Here is a 23,297-nt window from a genome sequence, read left to right as displayed (position 1 = left end):
GCGAGCGACGATGACGATGACGGCGATCAGCCAGCGAGCTTGCGGACGCTCGCGAGCTGGACACAGACCGCGACGACGTCCATGGCGACGCGGATCTGATCCAGCGGCGGCATCGAGGGCGCGACCCGGATGTTGCGGTCGCGAGGATCGCGGCCGTATGGGTACGTCGCGCCGGCGCCGGTCAGCTTCACGCCCGCCTTGTTGGCCAGGCGCACCACCTCCTTCGCACAGCCGTCGAGGGTGTCGAGGCTGACGAAGTAGCCGCCGCGCGGCGAGGTCCAGGTGGCGATGCCCTTGCCGCCGAGCTCGCGCTCGAACGTGGTCGTCACCGCCTCGAACTTGGGCCGCATGAGCTCGGCGTGCCGCTGCATGTGGCTCAGCAAGCCCTTGTAATCCTTGTAGAAGCGTACGTGCCGCAGCTGGTTCACCTTGTCCGGACCGATGGTCTGGATGCCGAGGTGCTTCTTCGCGTCCGCCACGTTCGCGGGGCTTCCCGCCATGGCGGCGACGCCGCTGCCGGCGAACGAGATCTTCGACGTGGAGGCGAAGACGATCGGCCGGTTGGGGTGGCCCGCGGACTGGCACGCCGGCACGATGTTCGCGAGCGGGTCGCCCTCGGCGTAGAGGTCGTGGACCGCGTAGGCGTTGTCCCAGAAGAGGCGGAAGTCGGGGGCCGCCGTCTTCATGCTGGCGAGCCGGCGCACGACCTCGGGGCTGTACGTGGTGCCGGTGGGGTTGGAGTACTTCGGCACGCTCCACATGCCCTTGATGGCCGCGTCCTCGGCGACGAGCTTCTCGACCTGATCCATGTCCGGACCGTCGTCGCGCAGGTCGATCGTGATCATCTCGATGCCGTGGTGCTCGCAGATCGCGAAGTGACGATCGTAGCCGGGGCTCGGGCACAGGAACTTCACCTTGGGCTGCTTCACCCAGGGGCCGCTGCCGTCGGGCACGCCGTGGATGAGCGCGCGGACCACCGCGTCGTGCATCATCGTCAGGCTGCTGTTCCCGCCGACGATGACCTGCTCCGAGGGGACCTCGAGCATCTCGGCGAAGATGGCCTTCATCTCGGGCAGGCCGTCGAGGCCGCCGTAGTTGCGCGTATCCGAGCCGTCCGAGGCGACGAGGTCGCCCGCGCCGGGCAGCGCGAGCATGCCGTTCGCGAGGTCGAGCTGCTCGGACGACGGCTTGCCGCGCGTCATGTCGAGCTTGAGGCCGCGGGCTTCAAAGGCAGCAAAACGCGCCTCGAGCTCACGGGTGAGCGAGGCAAGAGCATCGGGAGACAACGAGCGCAGTTCGGTCATGGCGCGCGATATCTAGCAGAATTTCGCGCGTGCGTCGCGGCCGGACGGCGCGCGGCGGGCGGGGCGGCGCGGCGCTCGCGGAGAGGCGCGGAGAGGTCGAGGGGGCCGCCGGGCGCAGCTCGCCCGGCGGCGTCCGCCTCGTCCGCCTCACTCCGCGGCGATGGGCTCCACGCTGTTCGCCGCGTGGCTCACGTGGCGCACCTCGGGGTTGTTCTCGAAGTACGCCTTGCCGGCCAGGCGCTTGACCAGCGGGCTGAAGCGCTCCGCGGCCTTGCCGCCGACGATGTCGCGAATCAGCGCGACGTCCTCGCGCGCCCGGGCGAGCGTCTCCGGATCCGTGAGGAACTCCGCTGCCGCCTTCGCCTTGGCCGGGGCGGCCATCACGGCGCCGCGGAGCGCGCCCGCCGCCGCCCTGGCCTTGCCCAGGGCGCGCTCGGCGGCCGTCTGCTTGATGAGCGGCGCCACCTCGTAGACGAGGTTGGCGGCCGAGCCGGCGACGCGGTGCGGCGCGTGGTGGAGCGGGCTCGCGTACTTCGGGTTCCTCGCGAGGAACGCGCGCACCTCGGCCTCCGTGACGCCGGCCTCCTCGTAGGCGCGGGTGAGCTCCTGCTCCGCCACGATGCGCGCCTTGAACATGTACATCTGGATGCGCGAGTAGAAGTTCGTCGCGCCGTCGCCGCTCGTCTCCACCGCGCAGAAGATCGTCCCGGGGTAGCGCGACGTGATCAGCGACTGGACGCCGTCGGAGACGCCCGACGAGGGCATGCAGCCGAACGGCTTCACGCTCACCGTCACGTGCGCCTTCGACTTCACGGCGTTCACGATGAGCTTGCCGACCTCCATGTGCCCCTCGCCGCCGCGGAGGTCGTTCGAGTAGTAGTCCTTCGCCACCTCCGCCACGAGCTCCATGTCCGGAAGGTGGTAGTCGAGCAGGCCGAGCGGCAGCGCGAACGCCTGGAAGCCGACGCGCAGCGCGCCCTCCGCGAGGCGCATGGTCGCGAGGCGCTTCGCCACGCCGAACTCGTCCAGGCTGGCGAGGCCGTAATTGCCCTCGTCGGCGCCGCGCAGGTCGCGCCGCTCGCGGGTGTCTCGGGCGCACTCCCAGATGTTGTAGAGCAGCCACGCCGTCGTGAGCTGGATGTCGTTCTCGCCGCCCTCGCTCTCGAGGAACTTCTGCAGCGCGTAGTTGCCGTCTCCCTCGGTCGTCATCGCCCAGAACTCGCCGATGATCGACGTCTTCGCCTTGGGCCGGAGCTTGTCCACCCGGACGCCCTCGAACTCCTTGCGCGCCTCGTAGAGCGCCTTGAACACGTTCGTCTGCTCGTAAAGAGCCTTGTAGAGGATGCGCTTCGCGCTCTCCATCGCGCGGTTCGTCGCGCCCGGCTCGACCTCGTAAGGCCGGATCCGGTAGCCGAGCGCGTTCAGCGTGTCGCCGCAGACGATGGCCTTGATGATCGCGATGAAGAAGGCGGGGTTCATCTCGAGCCCGACGTCGTCGCCCGTCGCCTGCGAGAGGCCGCCCGTCTGCTGGAAGAGCATGACCCGGAAGCCGTCGAAGCCGGCGTCGCGGAGCGCCTTCCTGTACTCGGTCACGTACATGCCGAACCGACAGGGCCCGCACGCGCCCGCCGTCAGGAACACGTAGTTCTTGATGATGTCCTCGGTCGACATCCCCTGCTTGTCGCGCAGGTCGATGAGGTACTTCACGAGGCCGCCGACCGTGAAGTACGTCGGGTTGCACTGCCCGCGGTTGCCGAACTCCTTGCCCGTCTGCAGCCCCGCGTTGTCGCTCATCCCGAAGTAGTGGACGTTGTAGCCGAGGCCCTTCAGCGCGCCCTCGCACAGGAAGTCCTGCGCGGCGGTGAGGCCGCTGATGAGGAGCGTCACGTTCTCGCGCTCCTTCTTGGTCATCTTCGGCTTGAGCATGTTGTCGACCCACTGGCGCCGCTCGGATTTGAGCCCGAGCCGCTCCCGCTCGGCCTCCTCGAACGCCCTGAGCTCCGCCTCGATGTCGACGTCGGTCTTGTTGGATCGGGCCTCGCCCACCAGAGGAAGGCGCGTCTTCTGCGTGGTCGTCGTGCTCGTCGTGCTCGTATGTTGCATGGCGTGGCTTCCCTTCGCTTGGATGCTGGAAGGGGCGGCCCCGCCGTCCCCCCCTCGACCTTCGACGTGGTTCAGGCTTCCAAGGGGACGACGGTCCCGTCGGACTGCTTCTTCTTGAGCTGCACGAGGCCCGTCTTCGGCGCCTCGGGCGGCGAGACCGGCGCGACGTAGCTCCGGACCTTCTCGGCGAGCGCGGCGATCTCCCGCTCGAGCGCGGGATCCGTGATCTTGCGCGCCGCCTGCTGGTCGCGCTTCAGCTGGAGCAGCTCGAGCCGCTTCTCCTCGATGCGCTGGACCAGCTGCGCCTTCTTCTTCGCCGCGTCCTCGAGCGCCTCCTCGTGCAGCTTGAGGCTGTGCGCGTACGTCTTCACGCGGATCTTGATCGAGCCGCCCGGCTTGTTGGCGTCGATGTCGTGCAGCGCCGCGTACGGCGTCGCGCTCGAGCTCACGATGCTGTCGATGATCCCGTACGTCGGCGCGTCGTGGCCGCACTTGAAGCTCGAGAGATCGAGCAGGACGACGTTCGGGTGGCGGGCGGCGAACTTGGCCGCCCAGACCTTCTGCGCGCTGTTGGCCGAGTAGTTCTCCGGCCAGACGTCGTTGATGTCGAGCGGGTGCTGGCCGATCGCGATCTCGTCCTTGAAGTACCGCGCGAGGTACTCCATGTCGCGCGGGATGGACCGCACCGAGAGGATCGGATAACCGAGCACCTGGAACTCCTCCGGGATGCCGTGGTTCAGGCCCGGGTCGGAGTGGTACGGCCGCCCGATCATCAGGATGGCCACCCGGTTCTCGGACTCGACCGTCTCGAGGATCGCCCGCCCCTTGTCCTGGAGGTCGCGCTCGAACTGCGAGAGCGCCCGCATCCCCTCGCGGTGCGCGTGATCGCTCTCGTCCTCGGTGATGCCGAGCCGCGGGCCCCAGGTCTCGAACATCCGGCGCGCCGTCAGCGTCATCTCGGAGAACGTGAGCGCGGGATCGAGGTACTCGATGCCGCGCGTCTTGAAGAAGTCGACCTCCTTCGTGAACGCCGCCTTCATGACGTCCGGCACGCCCGCGACGATCGGGCAGCTCGTCTTGTCCATCACCCCTTCGCCGAAGCTCGGCACATGGGTGAGGATGGGGAAGAAGATGTAATGGAGCTTCTTCTCGTCCGTGTGGTGGTGGAAGAGCAGGTTGTGGACGTGGGCCTGCGCCACCTTGGACGGGAAGCACGGATCGATGGAGCCGTACTTGCCGCCCTCGACCCACATCTCCTCGCTCGTCGCGTCGCTGAAGACGACGTTCTGCTTGGGGACGCCGAGCGCCTCGAAGTAGGCGCGGTAATACGGGCCGGTCGAGTAGATGTTGAGGACGCGCGGGATGCCGATGCGGACGCGGCGGAGGCGCTCCCGCACCTCGATGCCGCTCCGCCGGAACGGGCGCGTCGTCTCCACCCGGCGGATGCCGAGGAAGCCCTTCTTGACGACCGTGTCCTTCACCGGCGCGCCTTCCTCGGGGAGCGGCGCCGTGTCGTAGAAGTGCCGGAAGGCGAGCTTCGACTCGTAGTCGACGAGGTTCGGGAACTGCTTCGCGATCTTCTTCCGCTCGGCGACGAGCGCGAGCATCGCCTGCTCGCTCTCGACCGTGCCCTTCTCGCACGAGAAGCCCGAGATGTAGCGGCTCGTCGTCCCGTCAGGCCGCTTCGTGTCGATGAAGGTCCGCTTGCACTCGTTCGGGCAGAAGTGGCAGACTGTCTCCTCGTCGTTCTTCGTCGTGTATTCGAGGGCGATCGCCGCGTCGATCCCGATGAACGTCGACCGGCCCTTGCGCTTCACGACCCGGAGCGTCTCGAACGCGGCGCCGAGCGCGCCGGCCTCGCCGGTGTGCGGGTGGACGAACACCTCGGCGCCGGGGACGCGCTCCTTGATGTAATCGACCTGCGCCTTGACCGCCGCGAGGTTGTACTGCGTGCCGCCCTGCAGCACGTAGCGCGTGCCGAGCGCCGCGAGCCGCGGGATCTGCACGACGTACTGCCACACGTTCTTCGGCAGCACCTGGGCGAGCCCGGCGAGCAGCTCCTCCTTCGAGAAGCCCTCCTTCTGGAAGTTCACGCGGTCCGTGTCGAGGAAGACTGCGCAGCCGTAGCTGAACTTCGGCGCGAGCTCGGCGCCGAACGCCGTGTCGGCGTACTCGGTCACCTTCAGGCCGAACTGGTCGGCCATCGCCTGGAGCAACATGCCGTTGCCCGCAGAGCACGAGTTGGAGAGGCGGAAGTTCGCGATATCGCCGTTCTTCATGAACAGGACCTTGATGTCCTGTCCGCCGATATCGCAGATGACGTCGACGTCGCCGAAGAACTTCACCGCGCTCATCATGTGGGCGACGGTCTCGACGATGTTGACGTCGGCCCGCATGCACTCCTGGAGCACGTCGGCCGCGTACCCGGTGCCGCCGAAGCCGAGCACCTCGAGCGTCGCGCCCTCATCGAGCACGTACTGCCGGAGCTGGGAGAGGAGCTCCTTCGCGTCCTGGATCGGGTTGCCCTTCGAGAGCTGGTAGGCCTTGCAGACGATGTTCCCGTCCTCGTCGATGAGCACCGCCTTCGACGAGGTGGAGCCGCCGTCGAGGCCGATGACCCCGCGCACCACCTGGCCGGGCGCGAGCTTCATCGGCGTGAACCTCGGGATGCTGTAGAGCTTCCGGAACTCGTCGACCTCGTTCCGGGTCTTCACGAGCGGCGGGCCCGCGCTCTCGCCGAGCCGGGCCTTCCTGCCGTTCGTCATGTACTCGATGAGCCCCGACTTGCCGGCGTAGAGGCCGACCTCCGGCGCCTCCTTGAGCCCGTAGACGCACGCGCCGAACGCCGCGTAGTACTGCGCGTTCTCCGGGACGAAGATCGTCTCCTCGACCGGCTGGTCCTTCGGCCAGCTGTAGCCGCGCTCGTCCCAGGTCTCGGGGATCCGCTTGCGCCAGCACTCCTGGAGGAAGGGGAGGTAGGTGTTGGGGCCGCCGAGCAGGATCACCTTGTGCTTCAGCGTCGAGCCGCGCGTCAGCACCGACAGGTTCTGGAGGACGATCGCGTCGGCGAGCGAGCAGAGGATCTCCGTCGAGGGGATGCCGCTCTTCACGAGGTTCACGATGTCCGTCTCGGCGAAGACGCCGCACTTCGCGGCGACGTGGTGGAGCTTCGAGTCGTCGAAGTGGATCTTCACCACCTCCGTCGAAGGGAGGCCCACCTTGATCATGCACTTGTCGATGGTGGCGCCCGTGCCGGAGGCGCACTTGTCGTTCATCGACGGCGCGGCGGTCTTGTCACCCGTCTTCTCGTCCCGCTGGAAGATGATGATCTTGGCGTCCTGCCCGCCGAGCTCGATGACGCTGCCCACGTCCGGGTGCAGGTTCTCGACCGCGAGCGTGACCGCGTTGACCTCCTGGACGAACTTGGCCCCCAGGCCGGGGCAGAGGGGCGCGGCGCCGGAGCCCGTCATGAACACCCGCCAGCTGTTCCTTGGCGACGCGGGGAACGACGCCTCGATGACCTCGAGGAGCTCGAGCACCTTCTCCGGCTGCTTCGTCTGATGCCGCTGGTAGTCGCTCCAGAGAATCTCGAGCGTCTGCGGATCGAGCACGACGGCCTTCACCGTCGTCGAGCCGACGTCGATGCCGACCACGACCGGTTCTTGGATCTGCCTTCCCATCGGGGCTCCTCCCACCGCCGTCGCCGGTCCCCAGCGTCCGACTGACTGGCTGGTCAGTCGTGATGGCTACAACGGGATGTCCGGGAAATCAAGCAATCCGGTGCGTCTTGGTCGCCGCGCGATGCCGTTTTCCGGCCATCTCGGGCCATCGCTGCGTCCAGGGTGCAAGGTTCCGACGCCGCGCTCGGTTGCGGCTGGTTGCGTTCGGTTGCGTCTGATGGCGCGCGGTGCCCCCCCGGCGTCCGCGTGTCGTGCGCTGTGCCGCGAACTTTCCGGATCTTTTCAGACGGCGGGCTCGCACGACGCCGGAGGGGAGACATCGGTCCCCAGATGGCGGGCCGGTGATGGTAAAGCGACCGGCCCATGGACAAGGCCGAGCGCCGCCAAGCGCTCCTCCGCGCCGCGCGTACCGTGTTTTCCGAGAAGGGGTATCACGAGGCGAAGGTCGACGACATCGTCGCGCTCGCGAAGGTCGCGAAGGGGACGTTCTACCTCTACTTCCCCGACAAGCGCTCGGTGTTCGGCGAGCTCGTGCGCGGCCTCTTCTCGCGGCTCGGCGGCGCCATCCTGCGCGTGGACCCGTCGGCGGACGTCGAGGCGCAGGTCAAGCACAACATCCGCGCGATCGTGGCCGTCCTGCTCGACGATCCGGCGCTGACGAGCATCCTCCTGTCGCACGCGGCCGGGCTCGACCCGGCGTTCGTCAAGGAGCTGCGGGCGTTCCGCCAGGAGGTGAAGCTCCTGCTGCAGCAGAGCCTCGCGGAGGGGCAGCGGCTCGGCGTCATCGAGCCGGGGGACACCGAGCTCTACGCGACGTTCACGATCGGCGCGCTGAAGGAGGTGCTGTTCGAGAACGCCCTCGAGGAGCAGGCCCGCCCGCGCGAGCGGATCGTGACGGCGCTCCACGATTTCCTGCGGCGCGGCTACCTCCGGATGGACCCCGCGGCCGGGCTCGCGGCGCGGGGCCCGGAGGGCGAGCGTGCCGCGCCCGCGACGGGGGACGCCGCCGGCGAGGCGCAGGAGCGGGTGAGCCCGTCGCGCGGTCGGCGGGCCAGGTCGAGAGGCGACTGACCGGCGCGTCAGTCAGGGCGAGGACTACCCAGGTCAGGTCGGCGGCGTAGGGATCAGGCGCCGCGCACGACCACGTGCCGGATGAAATTGTGCAGCGTCCGTGTGCCGAGCTGATCCGGCGCGATGGGGGCGAGGAGCGCCGGGACGTCGCGGCCCTCGGCCTGCAGGATCTCGCGCCGCCACGCGATGTAGCCGGCGATGACGTCGTGGTCCATCTCGGGGTGGAACTGCACGCCGTAGCACGTGTTCGTGAAGCGGATGACCTGGTGGTCGTCGAGCTCGGTGAACGCGAGGCTCGTGGCGCCCTCGGGGAGCGTGCCGACCGTGTCGACGTGGGTCGCGTGCGTCTCGAAGCTCGACGGCAGGCCGTCGAAGAGCGGGTCGTCGGCGCGGCGCTGGACGCGGATCCTGCCGATCTCGCGGCCGCGCGGGTTGCGGACGACCTCGCCGCCGAGGGCCTGGGCGAGGATCTGGTGGCCGAAGCAGATGCCGAACGTCGGGGTGCCGGCGTGCACGACGCCGCGCAGCCACGCCTCGCAGCGGAGCATCCAGGGCTCGCGGTGGGGGACGTTGGCCGACGAACCGGTGACGACGAAGGCGGCGGTCTCGGGGGCGCCGGGCGCGGGGAGCTCGTCCGTGCGGGCGTCGACGGTGGCGTATCCGCCGCCCCAGCTGGCGCCGATCGTGTGCTCGATCAGGTCCGCGAACTGGCCGCGTCGCTCGAGGACCGGGGGGACGGGCTCGCCGGTCTTCACGATGACGATCTTCTTGCGATGTCGCACCCTTCCAACATAGCGCAGCGTCGCCGCCGGGCGAGGGCGGGGCTTGGCAGCGCGGGGCCGGGGCGCGAAGATGCGCCCCGATGTCCGCATACGTCGTGTCTCGCCCCGTCTGGCGCCGGTTTCGCCCGCGTTTCCTGAGCCGCGCAGCGGCGCACGTGAGGGCCGGCGGGCACGCGGCCATCGTGCTGCCGGACGAGCGGGTCGACCTCCTGCTCTCCATCGGCGAGGACGGGAAGCTCACGGAGCTCGGGCTGTGGTCGCTCCTGTCGATCGAGCAGCAGCGCTTTCGCCGCGTGGGCGAGGGGCCGGCCAAGGGGCTCGCGACGGCGCGGGTGAAGCGGCAGTACGAGGGCTCGGTCCTCGACTGGTGCGAGCGCGACAGCACGCACCCGGGGGCGATGCGCGAGGTGGCGCTCGACTGCCTGGCGTGCGGCGCCTGCTGCCACGACGCCAACGTGCTGCTCGACGAGGTGGACCTCGCGCGCTTCCGGGGCGCCGGGCGCGGCGATCTCACGGGGCGCGCCTACGTGCGGCGGGCGCGGGACGGGAAGATCACGCTGCGCTTCGCGGCGAGCGGGCGGTGCCAGCACCTCTGCGAGGACCGGCGCTGCGCCATCTACGAGATCAGGCCGGACAACTGCCGCGCGTTCGTCGTGGGGAGCGAGGCGTGCCTGTCGGCGCGCGAGGAGACGCTCGGGATACGGGACGGGGCGCCCGCGGAGCCGTGAGCGCGCTTCAAAACAGGAGCCGGACGCTTCCGCCGAGCGGACCGAGCTGCAGCTCGGCCCGGGTCGTGGCGCGATCGATTTTCATCTGACCGGTGATCCAGAGCGGTACACCCGTGAGGGCCATCGCGCCTCCGACGCTCATGAGCACGGTGGGAAAGACCCATGCGCGGGATGCGCAACCGCAGGAATCATCCCCGCTCGGTCGGGTGAGGAAGAACATGCCCGCTCCGACGGAACCGAGGACCAGTCCGCCCACGGACAGGCCGGTGCCCACGTCGCGCCGGGTGGTGTCGACGGCGGGCGCTGGCGCCGTCGACTCGGCGTGCGCGTTGCCCACGAGCAACAGGATCACCCCGAACGCGGCGAAACGCATGCCGGCGAGGATCCCTGGTCGCGGCGCGCCCGTCAAGACGAGGCCACGATGCCCTGGGCCGGGAGCTCACGTCCGAACGCTCGTGAGCTGGCCCGCGACCGCGGCCTCATGGAACGCCGAGAGGTCGTGATGGGCGGCCGCCGGGTCCGGCAGGCCGCTGGTGGCCAGCCAGGCAATGCCTTCCTCGACGCTGGCGAAGACACGATGTGGAAACTGCTGGCGTCCCAGGGCGTTGAGCCCCGTGACGATGCTGCGCACGACGGACGCGCGAAAGCCCGACCCGATGTGAATCACCGCCGAGTGGGACACGATGCCATCCACCGAAGACAACATCCCGGCGAGAGCGCTGCGGCTGCGCGTGTCGGGTACGATGGCTTCCGGGGTCACGATCTGCAGCAGCCACACCTTGCGGGACGGGGAGCTTGCCTGCGCCCCCACGATCGCCGCCTTCAGGGAGGCGGCGTGGTGCGGGTGGGTCGTCTTCATCCAGACCGCGGTGGCCAGGGAGCTCCAATAGCCTACCGCAACATCCACCGTCGCCTCGACGACCTGACAGCTCGCGCGCAGCTGGTGCTGCTCACCCGCCTGGGTGAGCGACCGCTGCGGCGCGTCGATGAGAGGCCCCCGTGACGTCGACGATCTGTCCACTCCGCTCGATTCTACGCGAACCTGGCGAAGATCACCGACAAGAGTGGCGTCGAGCAGGTCGATCGCAAGCTGGATGACTTAGGATCGAACCGCTCGGATGCAGTTGATGAAAAGCCACATCCGACGGAGCCGAGGACCAGTCCGCCCACGGAGAGGCCGGCGCCCACGTCGCGCCGGGCGGTGTCGACGGCGGGAGCTGGCGTCGTTGACTCGGCGCGCGCGGCGACGGCCGCACGAGGGAGCGGCTCGACCGATGGGAACACACGGGGGCACCTGAACGAAAGAACATGTTGTGAAGTTCCGGAGGGGCGGTACGATGCCGGGTTATGCGGCTTGGGTACTGGCTCGTCGTTGGAATGGCGATGTTCGCGGCGCCTTCGGCCAGGGCAGAGGCGCCGAAGACGGACGCCGCGATCCGGAAGGCGCTCATCGCCGAGTCACGAGCGGCGTACAGCGGGAGCTGCCCGTGTCCTTACGATACCGATCGAGCGGGCAGACAATGCGGCAAGCGCAGCGCCTACTCGCGGCCGGGAGGCACCGCGCCTCTCTGTTATGATCACGACGTGACGAAGGAGATGATCGCCGAGTACCGCGCGCGCGACGCCGGTCCTTGAGCTGTCTCGAGCGAGCTTGCGGCGCGGCTCGCGACGAGCACGACTACTGGAGTGTAGGAGTCTCCCAGGGAATCCAGGTGTCGGTGTCGATCGTGTACTTGGAGCGCAGGATGTCCGTGTCGACGTCCTCCTTACCAAGGAGATACCTGTCGACGTACGCCTCGAGGTCGGGCGTGAAGCCGTTGTGCCAGACGCAGTGGTTGGTGTTCTCCTCCGATGCGCCCAGCCGGAACGGGACCCCGAGAGCCGCCCAGATTTCGCGCGCCGCCAGCGCGTCGACCCGGGCCGCTTCGGCCCCCATTCGCGCGATCGCGGTGCTCTCGATCGCCAGCAGGGCGCGAGGAGCCACCATGGCCATCAGCTCATGGTGATCGTAGGGGAGCTTGTCGGGCGCGTTGTTGAACTGCATGAGGGCCGCCGCGTACCAGGGGGCCCCCTGCGCGTGCAGCAGGTTCTCCACCTCGGTTTTATCACGCTTTTCGAGCATGTCGGAGTAGCGCCACGAGATCGTCCCCCCGCCTCCGGACTCATGGGGGATGGTGAGCGCGATGCGCTCATCGAAGGCACCGGAATAGAGGGCTATCTTGCCCTGGAACGAGCAGCCGGACACCGCGATGTGCTTGGTGTCGATGTTGGCCTCGGGGAGCATCTCGAGCGCATCGATGATGCGGCTGATCCCCCAGGCCCAGCGGATCATGGATCCCGCGGTGGTGCCCGGGTAAAGCTTGTAGAAGTTTCCGTCGGTCCGCGAGCCGCCGGAGAAGCCGTTCGACATCAGCTGGTCGGAGTTGAACGTGATCGTGGCGATGCCTCGGCTGCTGAAGACCTGGGCAGGAAGGCTGCCCGTGGGCGAGTTGACGCCGATGATCGCAGGGATCGGGCCGTTTGGCGCGCCCGCGGGTCGGTTGATGGGTGCGGTGATGGTGAACGAGCTGCCTCCCTCACCCACCTTGATGCTGAGCGTGTTGCCGCTGAGGCTCGCCTCGAACGTGCCCGGCTTGCCCGGCTTTTCCCCTGCCCCGTACTTCTCGATCTCGGCCTTGATCTCGGCGCGCCGGCAGCGCCAGTCTGAAACCGAGCTGATGCGATCCCCGCTTGCCATCTCGAATGGATCGGGCAGGTGCGAGATCGACTCGAGCTCGCTGAACGCAGGGAGCGGCGGTTCTGGGCAGTCCTCGCCGGTGTCCTCCACGTCATGGACGAGCGGCGGCGGACCGCTGCTCTGGCCCCCTGTCGAGGTCGTGCTCGTGCTGCTGGACCCGTCCGTCCCGCCCGTGCCAGCGGCCACGCTACCTGTCGAAGAGCCGCTGCCCACCGCCGAGGTTTCGCCGCTGGCCCCGCTGCTGGCGCTGGCTCCGCCGCTCCCGGGCCCGACGGCGGACCCGCCGCTTCCCGCAGGGTCAGGGCCCGTTCCGCTCTCGGAGCTGCAGCCGATGAGTCCAAAAAGGATGAGCAAACTTGCGGATGCGGTCAGTTCAGCGCGCATAAATCCTCGCTTGTACGTTGCAGAAAAGACGGCGGCAGAGCGGTGGGGACGCGTCATTCTGCTACCAGTGTCGTGCTGGCCTCGGCCAGACCATTCGACTTCGCGCTCACGACGATCTGCCCCTTCTGTCCAGCCTTGGCTCGAACAATCGCGAGCGCCAGCCCGTTGAACGCCTTGCGATCCTTCGACGGAAAAGCTGTCATGTCCGTCGGATCGCCGTTGTCCGTCGCGACGATCTCGCCCGGTCCGCTCACCTCGAAATGGATCGAGTTCATCGCGCGAGGGGCCATTCGATCCTCGTCGTCTGCCACCGCGACCGTCACGAACGAGAGATCTCTCCCATCCCCCGCGATGGTCGACCTGTCAGGCGTCAGGAGGAGCTTGCTGGCGGCGCCGGCGGTCTTCACCGAAGCCGTCGCCCATTCCATCCCGGATTTGTAAGCAACGACGGCCAGCTCACCCGCCTCGTACCTCACGTCATCCCAGCGCAGGCGGTACTCGAGCTGCGCCTTCCGCTTGCGTCCGAGCGACTGGCCATTGAGGAACAGCTCCGCCTCGTCCCCTGAGGTGTACACATGGACTGGCGTGACCTGGCCTGTCCGCTCCGGCCATGTCCAGTGCGGCAGGATGTGAGCCATGGGGAGCTCGGGGCGCCAATACGCCTGATAGAGGTAGAAGCGATCCTTCTTGAATCCCGCCAGATCGATGATCCCGAAGTAGGAGCTCCGCGAGGAGTCAAAGGGCGTCGGCTCTCCCAGGTAGTCGAAGCCAGACCAGACGAACTCTCCGCCCACGAAGGAGTACCTGTCCTGTGACGCGAATTCCTTGTCGGGGGAATAGGCCCAGGACGCAAAGTACAGATCGTAGGAGCTGACCTGTCGACCTGGACTGTCTTGGCCCGCGGTGTCCGACGCCGGAACGCCGGCGCCAGAGGCGACAGGGAACGTATAGACCCCTCTGCTGCTCAGGGTGGCTGTGGTCTCGGTGCCCACGATGAACTTGTCCGGGAAGCTGGAATGAAACACCGGGTATTGTGCCGGCCCGCTGCGAACCCCGGTCCCCTGGTAGTTCAGGCCCACGGCATCGATCGGCCCAGGAAATGGACCGTCGGCCTTGGCAGAGTTCATGCCGCTCACCGTCGGGCGCGTCGGGTCCTCTTCATGACAGATACCCGTGAGCTCCTTGGCGATCGCGGCGCCTTCCGCGCCACCGCCCTGTTCACCGACCTCGTTGCCGATGCTCCACATCACCACGGAAGGATGATTGCGGTCCCTCCTCAACAGGGACCGCAGGTCCTGCTCGTGCCAATCCGGAAAGATCTGGTGAAAGTCCAGAGCCGCCTTTTCGCGCACCCACACATCGAACGCCTCGTCCATGACGAGGAAGCCCATCTTATCGGCAAGCTCGAGGAGCTCCGGCGCAGGGGGATTGTGGGCGGTCCGCAGGGCGTTGCACCCCATCTCCGCCAGCATCTCCAGCTGCCGCTCCAGCGCGCGGACATTCACGGCGGCCCCCAGCGCGCCCAGATCATGATGATTGTTCACTCCGTTCAGCTTGATGTGCTCGCCGTTCAGAAAGAAGCCCGCGTCGGGGTCAAACTTGAGCGTTCGAACACCGAACGGCGTCTCATGGACATCGACGGTCTCGCCTTCCTGCTGCACGGTCGTCACCGCCACGTATCGGTTGGGCCTCTGATGAGGGCCGGTTCCCCATAACCTCGGGCTGGCGATCGCCCCCTCGGTGTCGGCCGTGGCGCTCGTGCCGGCGGGGATCTGCAGAGCCACGGGCGCGATGGATGCCACGGCGACGTCCGACCTGCGACCGTCTGCGTCGAGCTCGAAGATGGCTGTCGCCACGCTCACGTCGGCATCCTGCTTCGAGTCATTGTCGACGGTCAGCTTCAGGGCGACGGTCGCCGATGTCTCGGACACCTCCGGCGTGGTGATGTAGGCGCCCCACTGAGCCACATGCACGGGATCCGTCTTCACGAGCCATACGCTCCGATAGATGCCTGCTCCTGGATACCAGCGGGAGGAACCTGATTGCCAGTTGGAGTCCCTGGGGACTGGATTGTCGAGCCGGATCGCCAGGACGTTGTCTTCGCCGGGCTTCACGTAAGGCGTCAGGTCGAGGCGATAGGAGGCGTATCCGTAGGGCCACCCGCCCACGAACTGGCCGTTCAACCAGACCATGCTGTACGACATGGCGCCGTCGATATCGATAAATATGGACTTTCCGGCGTCGCTCGCTGGCAGGCTCAGCTTCTTCCGGTACCACGCGACTCCCGGAGAAGGCAGGCGTCCCATGCTGCCGCTGACGCTCGTGGTGAACGGGCCTTCGATGGCGTAGTCGTGCGGCAGGTTCACGCTCTTCCATGAGCTGTCATCATGGCTCGCCGTGACGTAGGCCACGCCGTCCCCGAGATTGCCGTCCGGACGCGCCGCCCTCTTCGCCGGATCGTTGAGAAAATCATTCCCGCTGGGCAGCACCCAGGATCTCACGGCAGGTGTCGAGTAAGCGAGGTCTGTCGTGCTCCCTGGCGGATCGCCCTTGGTAAAACGCCAATCATCATCGATCAGCAATCGCGTCCGCGGTCGAGCACCTCCGCCGGGCTCCTCCGGTCCCCCGCCGTTTCCGGAGCTCCCGCCATTTCCGCCTGAGCCGGGGGTCGCCCCGCCGTTGCCGGCCGAGCCGGGGGTCGCCCCGCCGTTGCCGGCCGCGCCAGGGGTCGCCCCGCCGTTGCCGCCGTATTTGCCGCCGGCGCCAGCCTCACCGCCGCTGGAATCATTGCTGCAACCAAGGTTGCCATGGGCGAGGACTGCGAGCCCGACCGCGAGCAACGTGATCGACCTTGATCTCATGACCGTCTCCGTGGGTTTCCTGGAACACCGTCCGCTCGAGGTCGTGGCTTGTGCCATCGGAAGAACGAGGCGAACTCCAGGGAGTGCCGCCTCGCGGTGGGCGTGACATCGCCTATCTGCCCCCGTCGGGCTGGAGCGCGCCCGCCCCCAGGCAGCGGGCCGCAGGGGAGGGAAGAAAAAACGCGAGCGCGCGAGCGTCAGTGGAGCTTCCGTCAAGCAGTAGCGGCTGGCCCTCGAACCGGCTCACGACGAGAGCGAATGGCGCCAGGATGAAATGTTGCCGTCAGAGCGTGGGCCTGCTCGCCGCGACGTGGCACGCTTCGCTGCGACTCCCGAAGCAGAGCGTTGTCACCGCTGGTTTTGCTCTCGCGGTGAGCCGATCCGAGGGCGAGCCGCTACTGCCTGACGCGTGCTCCGCTGGCTCTTCACGTGGGGTCGCGCAGGCAGGCGAGCTCTTGACGAAGGAAGGCGTGCGCGCGCACGCCGAGCGCAGCTACGTTCGGAGTACGCAAGAAGGCCTGACATGCAGCAGTCGCGCACACCGCACCGCACCATCACCGGGACGTTCAGCGCGACGGCCATGGCGGGCAGACGCGCGGCGCCCCGCTGCCTGGCCGCGGTCGCGTCGCTCGGGCTCGCGGCCTGCGAGCAGGGGCCGATCGACGCCGTCGAGCTGACGCCGACGACGTTGACCCAGGGCATGGTCGCCTACTGGACGTTCGACGAGGGCGAAGGGACGATCGTGACCGACTGGTCCGGCAACCGGCGCGACGGCGAGCTCACCGGCGGCACGTGGGTGGAGGGCGGCCGCTTTGGGCGGGCGCTGCACCTCGATGAGGGCGAGTTCATGACGGTGGGCGACTTCCCGAACGCCACCTCGAGCTGGACCGTCTCGGCGTGGGTTCGCGCGCTGGCGGGCGAGCCCCCGGCCAACGACACCCTGAGGACCGTCATCAGCACGGAGAACACCGGCGGATGGGAGCTCAACATCGACTACGACGGCGAGGCGCGGGGCATGGACTTCGGGTTCTGGAAGGGGCCCGAAACCAGCGACCACCACCGCGTCCAGTGTTCCTGCCTTGAGCTCCAGCGGTGGACGCACGCCGCCGGGGTCGTCGACGGCGAGGGGCTCTCCATGAGCCTCTACATCGATGGGCGCCTCTACCGCACCGAGCCCATCGAGAGGACGATCTCGCCCGGCTCCACCAGCCTCCACGTCGGTCGATGGCCGCAGGAGGGGCGGCTCCTCGTCGGGGATGTCGACGACATCGCGATCTACAGCCGCGCGCTCGTTCCGGAGGAGATCGCCGAGCTCTTCCAGCACGCCGTCCCGGCGGAGGTCGAGGCGGACCTCTCGACGGGCACCACCTACACCCTGGTCGGCGTCCAGAGCGGGCGCTGCGTGGACGTCGACGCCGCCGTGGACATGGCCGACGACCTCGTCCTGCAGCTCTGGAATTGCAACGGCGGCACCAACCAGCACTTCCGCTTCGAGGCGGTGGACGGCGGGTATCACCGGATCCGCAGCGTCAGGAGCGACAAGTGTCTCGACGTCCGCGGCGGGTCGACCGCCGACGGCGCCTTCATCGTCCAGCTCCCCTGCGACGGCGATCCCAGCCAGCAATGGTCCGTCACCGATCCCGGCGGCGGTGCCGTCCGCATCACGTCGCGCCTCAGCGGCAAGGTCATCGACGCTCACGGCTCCCCGCCGACCGACGGCACCGCCCTCTTCCAGAGGGCTTCCAGCGGCGGCAGCAGCCAGCTGTTCACGCTGAACCCGGTCGGAACCGGCACCGACGCCGGTGCGGGCACCACCGGCGGCCCGGAGCCGTGACACCCCCTTCGATCACAGCCACCCCATGAGGCTGAGGCTGCCGAGCAGCGCCGGGCGCGCGCCGCGCGCCGCCTCGGTCTCGATGAAGCGGACCACCGGATACGGGTGCGCGACGAGCGCGTGCGCCTCGAGGACGACGTCGAGCCGCCTCACGATCCCGAGCTCGACGCCGGCGCCGGCGTCCGCGGCGAACGCCCATTGCGCGCTGTGGACCCCCTGGTACGGCCACGATGCCTCGCCGTCGACGGCGACGTGGAGCGCCCCGAGGCCCACCGAGAACCTCGGGCGCAAGCGCAGCTCGGGCCAGGGGAGCGCCGCGAGCTCGACGAGCCCGAACCGCTGCTGCACGGTCGCGCTGCCCTGCGGCCCAGCGACGCGCGGCGCCGTCCCGAGCCCGGCGAACGAGAGGCGCGCCTCGAGCGGACCGATCGGACCGAGCGGCGCGAAGCGCAGACGCGCGACAAGGAGCAGCGCCGGGCCGATGCCGCCCGGGCTCGCGAGGAGCCCGCCCCCCAGCTCGACGCCCCACGTCGATCGGCGCGACGCGTAGACGCGCGGCCGCTCTGCCTGTCGAGGCACCTGCTGGCTCGCCTTGCTCGGGGGCGGGGCGGCGGCGGGCGCGGGCGCCGCCGAGCGCTGCGAGGACATCAGGAGCTCGAGCAGGCTCGCGCGGAGCAGCTCGACAGCGCGCACAGCGAGCACCTCGACGATGTGCTCCCGCGCCTCGCCGCGCGTGTCGATCCGCCGCACGAGCGTCTCGTGCGTCCGCGGGTCGACCACCCAGAGCTCGGCGGCCTGACCGTCCGGCGCCAGGAACAGCCCGATCAGGGCCGCGGAGCCGGCCTGCTGCCCGGCGTCGTCCATCGTCGGCCGGGGGGCGGAGGCCGCCGACTGCGCCGCATCGAGGACCTCCACGTCGAATCCATCGGCGACGAGCTCCCCTCGGATGCGGATCAGCGCCTCGGAGATCGACGGATCGGCGGCGGCTGGCCGCACGAGGACCACACGCGCAGGCTCCCCCGACGCCGCGGGGCTCGCCGCGCAGAGGAGGAGCGTGAGGGCCCCGGCCAGCGCCTGCGCCCGCGCGAACCTCACGGCGTTCGAGCGAGGGCCCGCGCCGCCTGCGCGTAGGTTCCGCCTGGGAACCGGCGCAGGTACGCCCGCGCGACGGCCTCGGCCTGCGCGTCGCCGTGGAGCCGCTGCACGATCACCATCTTGCGCCCGAGCGCTTCGGAGGCATAAGCCCCCTGCGGGGCCTCCTTGAGGTAGGTCTCGAACCAGGCGAGCGCCGCGGCGCCTCCCTCCTGGGCCTCCGCGAGGCGGCCGAGCAGGAACGCCGCCTCCTTGCCCCGTTGCGTCGCCGGAAAGCGCCGGCGCTGGGCGAGGAGCGCCTGCCGCGCGATGTCGTTCCGCCTCGTGTAGCGCGCCGCGTCCGCGAGGACCGAGAGCTCCTCGTTGCTGCTCTCCGCGAGCGAGACGTCGAGCCCGCGGCGCTGCGCCTCGTCGACGATGACGTCGAGCTTCCCGGCCGCGAGCTTCCCGGCCCAGTCGCGCCTCGGCTCGGCCGAGAGCGCCGACGCGGTCGGGCTCGCGGGCATCCCGGGCGGAGCCGGAACCGGCGCCGCGCCGGGCTCCTCGGTGCGGTCGGACGACGGCGGGGCGGGCGCCGGCGACGCCTCCGCGCCCTGCTGAAGATCGAGATCGCGCAGGAGCACCTCTCCCGTGCGCTGCCGCAGGGTCAGCCACTGCCCGGCGCGCACCGCGATCGGCTTGCCGGACAGCGGCCCGCTGACGACGACGGCGCCATTCTCGAGCCGCAGATCGAGGCGCTCGTCCTCCGGCGCCCAGGAGAGCGCGAAGGCCGTCCCGGTCACGGTCACGAGGAACGGCCCCGCGTCGAACAGCCACTGCGCCTCCGACCGATGGACCACGCGCGCGTGGACCTCTCCCCGGTCGAGGGCGACCCTGGCGCCCTGCTCGTTCACCGACACGATGTGCGCGCGCGCCATCTCGGCGAGCTGAACCTCGGTGCCATCGGAGAACCGGACCTTCGGACGGCTCGATGTGTCCGCCTGGACGGAGCCGTCCTGCTGCACGGCGCCGCCCTCCACCTCGTAGGAGAGCCGATCGGAGCGCGTTCCCCGCTGCCACCCGTTGACGCCGAGCAGGACCGCGGCGGCCGCCGCGAGCGCGAGCGCTCCGGCCCGGAGGGGCGACAGCCGGAAGCCCGGGCGCCTCGCCGTCCGCTCCGTCACGCGGAGCAGCCCCTGGACACGCTGCTGGGGAGACATCACGCCGAGCGAGCTGCGAGCGAGCTCGACCGCGCGCGCGGCCTTCGGGCCGAGCGCCGCGTCCTTCTCCTCGTCAAGCGTCATCCCGCGCCTCCGGCCTCATGCAGTAAGCGGCGAGGGACGTGTCGTTCTCGACCTGGGACGAAACGCGCTCCGTCGCCCGGCTGAGCCTCCGCTTCACGGTGGCCAGCGATACCCCGGTTGCCTCCGCGATCTCCGGCAGGCTCATCCCTTCCATGTGGCGGAGCACGAACGCGGTCCGGTCGTCCGCGCTCAGCGTGTCGAGGATCGCATAGAGGCGGCCCAGCGCCTCGCGCGCCTCGCTGTCCGCCGGCTCGACCGCCTGCTCCGGGAGCTCGGCCGTGTCCGCGAGCTGGAGGATGCGCCTCACGCGCCTGCGGCGGAGCTCCCATTTCAGGAGTCGAACGGTCACCGAGAACACGAAGCTCCCCAGCGCATCGGGGTCTCTCAGCCCGGATACTCTGGAGAACACGCGAACAAAGACCTCCTGGGTGACGTCCTCTGCGTCGGCGCCGGGCCCGAGCACGCGCGCGACGATCCGGAACACCTTGGGCGCATGTGCGTTCCACACGGCGGTTGCCGCCCATGGTTCCCCTTCGATGAGCGCGCGAACCACCTCACTTGCGTCAGTACCGCCACGCTCTGACGGAGCGATGGCAAGGCTGGCTCTACGCACGACGTCATCGCTCCGAGGGCTCGTGACTTCGCAGATCGGTCGTGATGAGCGAGCACAGTACCGAGCCGAGGTTCCCGGCGCAAGGCGGTCCGCGGGCGCCGCCGGGGAGGTCGTTCCGGCGAGCTGCCCTGGTCCCAGCACGGGGGGTGGCGCGATCGTCGCCGCCACCATCGGAGTGAGCCGCGCGACGCAGCCGGCAGCGAGGTCCCTGTACACCCGGACCGCGGCGACGGCCCACCGGATGACCTGGAGTGGAGTCAACATCGCATCGGACGCTCGCCATCTGCGTTGCCCGGATCCCGGCACGGCGACCGCCACGGATGTCCGCGGAGGCCGCAAGGATCTGGGTAGGTACTTCGACCCAGCCAGCCAAGCGCACGTCTGTCAGGCAGTAGCGGCGCGCCCTCGAACCGGCTCACCGCGAGAATAAATATCGTGATGGCGGAAAATTCCTGTCGTGAAGACGGAAACGGCGCGGCGCGGGAGGAGAGGAGCGCGCGGATGCGCCTGCCCCGCCGAACCTCGGCCCAAAACACGCGCGATTCGGCGGCGCCTCAGAGGTACGCGCAGGCCTTGGAGCAGGTCATACGGTACGGGCAATCATCCAGCGTGCTGCAGTACGTGTCCTCGGGGCACTCCGAGGAGGATTCGCACAAGAACAAGCAGCTACCGCGGTAGCAGGTGGCGCCCTCCATACACGCCGTGTCGGAGATGCAGCCCGTGTTCGCTTGACACACGCCGAACGTGTCGATCGTGGAGCCCTGGCAGAGCTGACCCGCGGGGCAATCGCTGTCGGCGGTGCACGTACCGGGCGCGCCGCATTCCCCCGGGCTGTTCGTCCCATACGGGAAGACGCAGATCAGGCCTTCATTGCACCAGTCGTCGTCTTCGCACTCGCCGCCCAGCGGGCTCGTCGGCGGCGGCTCTTGCAAGAGCAGGCACCCTCCCGGCAGCAGAAAGAGCAGCGCAGCACACAGCGTGCGGAGCAACATCAGAACGTCCCCATGATGGAAAGTGAGGTGAGCCCGATGCCGGGCGCGCCGACACCGGCGGCGAAGGTGCGGCCGGGCGTCGAACGCCCCCCGGTCGCGGGCGGCTCCTTGTCCGGCGCAAAGACGTACGAGCTCAGCACCATGCCCGCGCCGAGCCCGGCGACGGCCCAACCTACGGTGTTCCAGGTGCGGAGCGTGCCGAAGCTGGAGGGCGTACTGCCGATGTTCAGGAGCGCGGTCGTACCGACCGTGGCGCCGCCGGCGACGATCGTCACCCAGCCCCAGCCGCGCGTCTGCCCGACCCAACCCGGCGTCTTGCCGGGCGCGTCCTTGCCCACATAAAACCAGGGCGGATCGGGCTTGTCGGCCGCGCCGCTGAGCGCGAGCCCGCCCGACGCCGTTTTACGCTCGACACGCTCGACTTTGAGCGCCCCGGTCTTCTCGCCGAAGCTCAGCCCGAGCGACGACAGCGCGGTGGCCGAAGGCACGCCGAAGCCCAGGCCCTCGATGCCCTGCCCGGTCGCCTTGAACGTCATGATAGCGACCACCTGACCCTCGTCGTCGACCAGCGGCCCGCCGCTGTTGCCTGGGCTGATGCTGGTGTCGGTCTGGATCAAGCTGTTGCCGTCGAACGTGCGCTGGCCGCTGACGATGCCGCGCGTCACAGAGAACGACAGCCTTTCGCCGCCGGGCGCGCCGAGCGCAAACACGTCGTCGCCGGTGCTGGGGGGCGGCATGCGCAGCGTCAAGCACGGCGTCTCGCGCGAGCCATCCTTCAGCTGCAAGAGCGCGACGTCCGACTGCTCGTTGACGCGCATCACGGTCGCCGGAAGCTCCTTGCCGTCGCGGAAGCGCACCACCACCTCGGGCGTCGTCGCCACGTGCGCCGCGGTGAGCAGCAAGCCATCCGGAGAGATCACGACCGCGCTGCCGACGCCGTCGTTGAGCTTGACCAGCGCCGTGGCGTTCAAGACGTCCTCGCTCATCTTCGGCATCGCCAGGGTGCGGGCCGGGCAGCCGCGCATCTCCCCGGGCGGAAACTCGGGCGCGGCCGGCGCCTCCGCAGGGGCGCCCGAGCCCCGGAGGGCCTGCACGAACATCGGCCGGGCGAGCAGCGAGCGCAGGCTGCCGAGCAGCAGCGCGTTGCCGGCCGCCGCGCGGTCGAGCTCGCGCATCTCCATCTCCTCGTGGTTCGACGTCATCTGATAGACCACGGTCTTGGAGGAGCGATCGAGCAGCTCCCACTTGATGGTGATGCCGCAGGTGAGGCCTCGCTCGTCGGCGCAGTCCGCCGCCGTCATCGTCCCGGCCAGGATGAAAGCCGCCTCGCTCGAGCGATCCAGGTTCAGCGCCAGGTTCTCGCGGCCGAGCGCGCGGTAGCCGAGCTCGCGCATCTCCTCCAGAAACATCACCAGGAATTTTTCCTTGACGATCAGCACGTCGTCCAGGTTCGGCGCCTTCAGAATGACGTTCGAGATCGTGATCGTCCCGAGCTCGCTGCCGTTCACCTTGATCGGCTCCACCGGCCGCACCGACTTCGCCTCCGCGAAGCGCGGCGCCAGCAACAACGCCGAAACGCCGAATCCGAACCGCAACGCGCAGCGCAACCAAACCCCGAGGGTCCGCAATTGGTTCATCCCGTGCTCACGAAATCCTGAAACCTAGCCTCTGAGCTGCCTCTCCGCGTTCGCAGCTCCGGCTGGAAGCCATTTCCAGCGACCAAGAAGCCCTATGCTCCTCGGTAGCGCCCACGATATCTACCTCAGGCGCGGTGTCGAGCCCCATGGCTCAGTCCGCCACCGCAATCGACGCGGAAGTTTTCCCTTTCAACGG

17 protein-coding genes are annotated in these 23,297 nt (G+C 68.9%); 4 read left to right on the top strand and 13 right to left on the bottom strand.

Annotated features, from left to right (window positions below; translation table 11 throughout):
• Nucleotides 1-26: 26 nt before the first annotated feature.
• From WMF39_RS33515 to WMF39_RS33505, 3 genes are all read right to left on the bottom strand, one after another.
• Complete coding sequence (locus WMF39_RS33515; RefSeq protein ID WP_437740540.1) at nt 27-1,304, bottom strand: aminotransferase class I/II-fold pyridoxal phosphate-dependent enzyme; 1,278 nt, start codon at nt 1,302-1,304, stop codon at nt 27-29.
• 147 nt (nt 1,305-1,451) lie between these two features.
• Entirely contained in the window at nt 1,452-3,407 is a 1,956-nt protein-coding gene (locus WMF39_RS33510; protein WP_437740539.1) for a 2-hydroxyglutaryl-CoA dehydratase, read from the bottom strand.
• A gap of 71 nt (nt 3,408-3,478) precedes the next feature.
• Nucleotides 3,479-7,087, bottom strand: coding sequence for a BadF/BadG/BcrA/BcrD ATPase family protein (locus tag WMF39_RS33505; protein WP_437740538.1), 3,609 nt, complete (start codon nt 7,085-7,087; stop codon nt 3,479-3,481).
• A 363-nt stretch (nt 7,088-7,450) separates the two neighbouring features.
• Between WMF39_RS33505 and WMF39_RS33500 the strand changes: the two genes are divergently transcribed.
• The gene (locus WMF39_RS33500) at nt 7,451-8,158 is read left to right on the top strand and encodes a TetR/AcrR family transcriptional regulator (RefSeq protein ID WP_437740537.1); all 708 of its coding nucleotides are present in this window, start codon (nt 7,451-7,453) and stop codon (nt 8,156-8,158) included.
• Between the two features lie 53 nt (nt 8,159-8,211).
• Here WMF39_RS33500 and WMF39_RS33495 read toward each other — a convergent pair whose 3' ends face one another.
• Nucleotides 8,212-8,940 (bottom strand): glutamine amidotransferase, encoded by a 729-nt coding sequence (locus tag WMF39_RS33495; RefSeq protein ID WP_437740536.1) that lies wholly within the window; start codon nt 8,938-8,940, stop codon nt 8,212-8,214.
• A gap of 80 nt (nt 8,941-9,020) precedes the next feature.
• Here WMF39_RS33495 and WMF39_RS33490 point away from each other — a divergent pair, with 80 nt between their 5' ends.
• Nucleotides 9,021-9,668, top strand: coding sequence for a YkgJ family cysteine cluster protein (locus tag WMF39_RS33490; protein ID WP_437740535.1), 648 nt, complete (start codon nt 9,021-9,023; stop codon nt 9,666-9,668).
• 7 nt (nt 9,669-9,675) lie between these two features.
• On the opposite strand, the gene WMF39_RS33485 is transcribed toward WMF39_RS33490, so the two are convergent.
• Both WMF39_RS33485 and WMF39_RS33480 read right to left on the bottom strand, forming a co-directional pair.
• Nucleotides 9,676-10,077: a hypothetical protein gene (locus WMF39_RS33485; RefSeq protein WP_437740534.1), complete on the bottom strand. Its 402-nt coding sequence runs from the start codon at nt 10,075-10,077 to the stop codon at nt 9,676-9,678.
• Between the two features lie 30 nt (nt 10,078-10,107).
• Complete coding sequence (locus WMF39_RS33480; protein ID WP_437740533.1) at nt 10,108-10,689, bottom strand: hypothetical protein; 582 nt, start codon at nt 10,687-10,689, stop codon at nt 10,108-10,110.
• A 356-nt stretch (nt 10,690-11,045) separates the two neighbouring features.
• Here WMF39_RS33480 and WMF39_RS33475 point away from each other — a divergent pair, with 356 nt between their 5' ends.
• Nucleotides 11,046-11,303: a hypothetical protein gene (locus tag WMF39_RS33475; protein ID WP_437748060.1), complete on the top strand. Its 258-nt coding sequence runs from the start codon at nt 11,046-11,048 to the stop codon at nt 11,301-11,303.
• 43 nt (nt 11,304-11,346) lie between these two features.
• Here WMF39_RS33475 and WMF39_RS33470 read toward each other — a convergent pair whose 3' ends face one another.
• A complete protein-coding gene (locus tag WMF39_RS33470) occupies nt 11,347-12,789 on the bottom strand; it encodes a glucuronyl esterase domain-containing protein (protein ID WP_437740532.1) in 1,443 nt (480 codons plus the stop codon).
• A gap of 53 nt (nt 12,790-12,842) precedes the next feature.
• A complete protein-coding gene (gene galB, locus WMF39_RS33465; RefSeq protein ID WP_437740531.1) occupies nt 12,843-15,650 on the bottom strand; it encodes a beta-galactosidase GalB in 2,808 nt (935 codons plus the stop codon).
• A 523-nt stretch (nt 15,651-16,173) separates the two neighbouring features.
• On the opposite strand from galB, the gene WMF39_RS33460 reads away from it, so the two are divergent.
• A complete protein-coding gene (locus WMF39_RS33460) occupies nt 16,174-17,484 on the top strand; it encodes an RICIN domain-containing protein (protein ID WP_437740530.1) in 1,311 nt (436 codons plus the stop codon).
• A 12-nt stretch (nt 17,485-17,496) separates the two neighbouring features.
• On the opposite strand, the gene WMF39_RS33455 is transcribed toward WMF39_RS33460, so the two are convergent.
• From WMF39_RS33455 to WMF39_RS33435, 5 genes are all read right to left on the bottom strand, one after another.
• On the bottom strand, nt 17,497-18,579 hold the full coding sequence (locus WMF39_RS33455; RefSeq protein WP_437740529.1) for a hypothetical protein: 1,083 nt from the start codon (nt 18,577-18,579) through the stop codon (nt 17,497-17,499).
• Nucleotides 18,576-19,859, bottom strand: a complete 1,284-nt coding sequence (locus WMF39_RS33450) for a FecR domain-containing protein (protein WP_437740528.1) — start codon at nt 19,857-19,859, stop codon at nt 18,576-18,578. The genes WMF39_RS33455 and WMF39_RS33450 overlap by 4 nt, the downstream gene beginning before the upstream one ends.
• Nucleotides 19,849-20,643 carry an RNA polymerase sigma factor gene (locus WMF39_RS33445; protein ID WP_437748059.1) on the bottom strand — a complete coding sequence of 265 codons (795 nt, stop codon included), beginning with the start codon at nt 20,641-20,643 and terminating at the stop codon, nt 19,849-19,851. The genes WMF39_RS33450 and WMF39_RS33445 overlap by 11 nt, the downstream gene beginning before the upstream one ends.
• 383 nt (nt 20,644-21,026) lie before the next feature.
• Nucleotides 21,027-21,464 carry a hypothetical protein gene (locus WMF39_RS33440; RefSeq protein WP_437740527.1) on the bottom strand — a complete coding sequence of 146 codons (438 nt, stop codon included), beginning with the start codon at nt 21,462-21,464 and terminating at the stop codon, nt 21,027-21,029.
• A complete protein-coding gene (locus WMF39_RS33435) occupies nt 21,464-23,032 on the bottom strand; it encodes a S1C family serine protease (protein ID WP_437740526.1) in 1,569 nt (522 codons plus the stop codon). Before WMF39_RS33435 ends, WMF39_RS33440 begins: the two co-directional genes overlap by 1 nt.
• Between the last annotated feature and the right edge of the window lie 265 nt (nt 23,033-23,297).

It is taken from the genome of Sorangium sp. So ce1504 (genome assembly GCF_051521635.1).
Classification (GTDB): domain Bacteria; phylum Myxococcota_A; class Polyangia; order Polyangiales; family Polyangiaceae; genus Sorangium; species Sorangium cellulosum_B.
Note: the sequence above shows the minus strand (reverse complement) of the source record. Positions and strands in the feature narration are given on the sequence as shown.

What these genes read in the sequence shown, in the direction of transcription:
- WMF39_RS33505 (WP_437740538.1), bottom strand. Translation starts at nt 7,087, where the DNA reads ATGGGAAGGCAGATCCAAGAACCGGTCGTGGTCGGCATCGACGTCGGC.
- WMF39_RS33445 (WP_437748059.1), bottom strand. Translation starts at nt 20,643, where the DNA reads ATGGTGGCGGCGACGATCGCGCCACCCCCCGTGCTGGGACCAGGGCAG.
- galB (WP_437740531.1), bottom strand. Translation starts at nt 15,650, where the DNA reads ATGAGATCAAGGTCGATCACGTTGCTCGCGGTCGGGCTCGCAGTCCTC.
- WMF39_RS33510 (WP_437740539.1), bottom strand. Translation starts at nt 3,407, where the DNA reads ATGCAACATACGAGCACGACGAGCACGACGACCACGCAGAAGACGCGC.
- WMF39_RS33470 (WP_437740532.1), bottom strand. Translation starts at nt 12,789, where the DNA reads ATGCGCGCTGAACTGACCGCATCCGCAAGTTTGCTCATCCTTTTTGGA.
- WMF39_RS33460 (WP_437740530.1), top strand. Translation starts at nt 16,174, where the DNA reads ATGCAGCAGTCGCGCACACCGCACCGCACCATCACCGGGACGTTCAGC.
- WMF39_RS33475 (WP_437748060.1), top strand. Translation starts at nt 11,046, where the DNA reads ATGGCGATGTTCGCGGCGCCTTCGGCCAGGGCAGAGGCGCCGAAGACG.
- WMF39_RS33440 (WP_437740527.1), bottom strand. Translation starts at nt 21,464, where the DNA reads ATGTTGCTCCGCACGCTGTGTGCTGCGCTGCTCTTTCTGCTGCCGGGA.
- WMF39_RS33450 (WP_437740528.1), bottom strand. Translation starts at nt 19,859, where the DNA reads ATGACGCTTGACGAGGAGAAGGACGCGGCGCTCGGCCCGAAGGCCGCG.
- WMF39_RS33500 (WP_437740537.1), top strand. Translation starts at nt 7,451, where the DNA reads ATGGACAAGGCCGAGCGCCGCCAAGCGCTCCTCCGCGCCGCGCGTACC.
- WMF39_RS33515 (WP_437740540.1), bottom strand. Translation starts at nt 1,304, where the DNA reads ATGACCGAACTGCGCTCGTTGTCTCCCGATGCTCTTGCCTCGCTCACC.
- WMF39_RS33490 (WP_437740535.1), top strand. Translation starts at nt 9,021, where the DNA reads ATGTCCGCATACGTCGTGTCTCGCCCCGTCTGGCGCCGGTTTCGCCCG.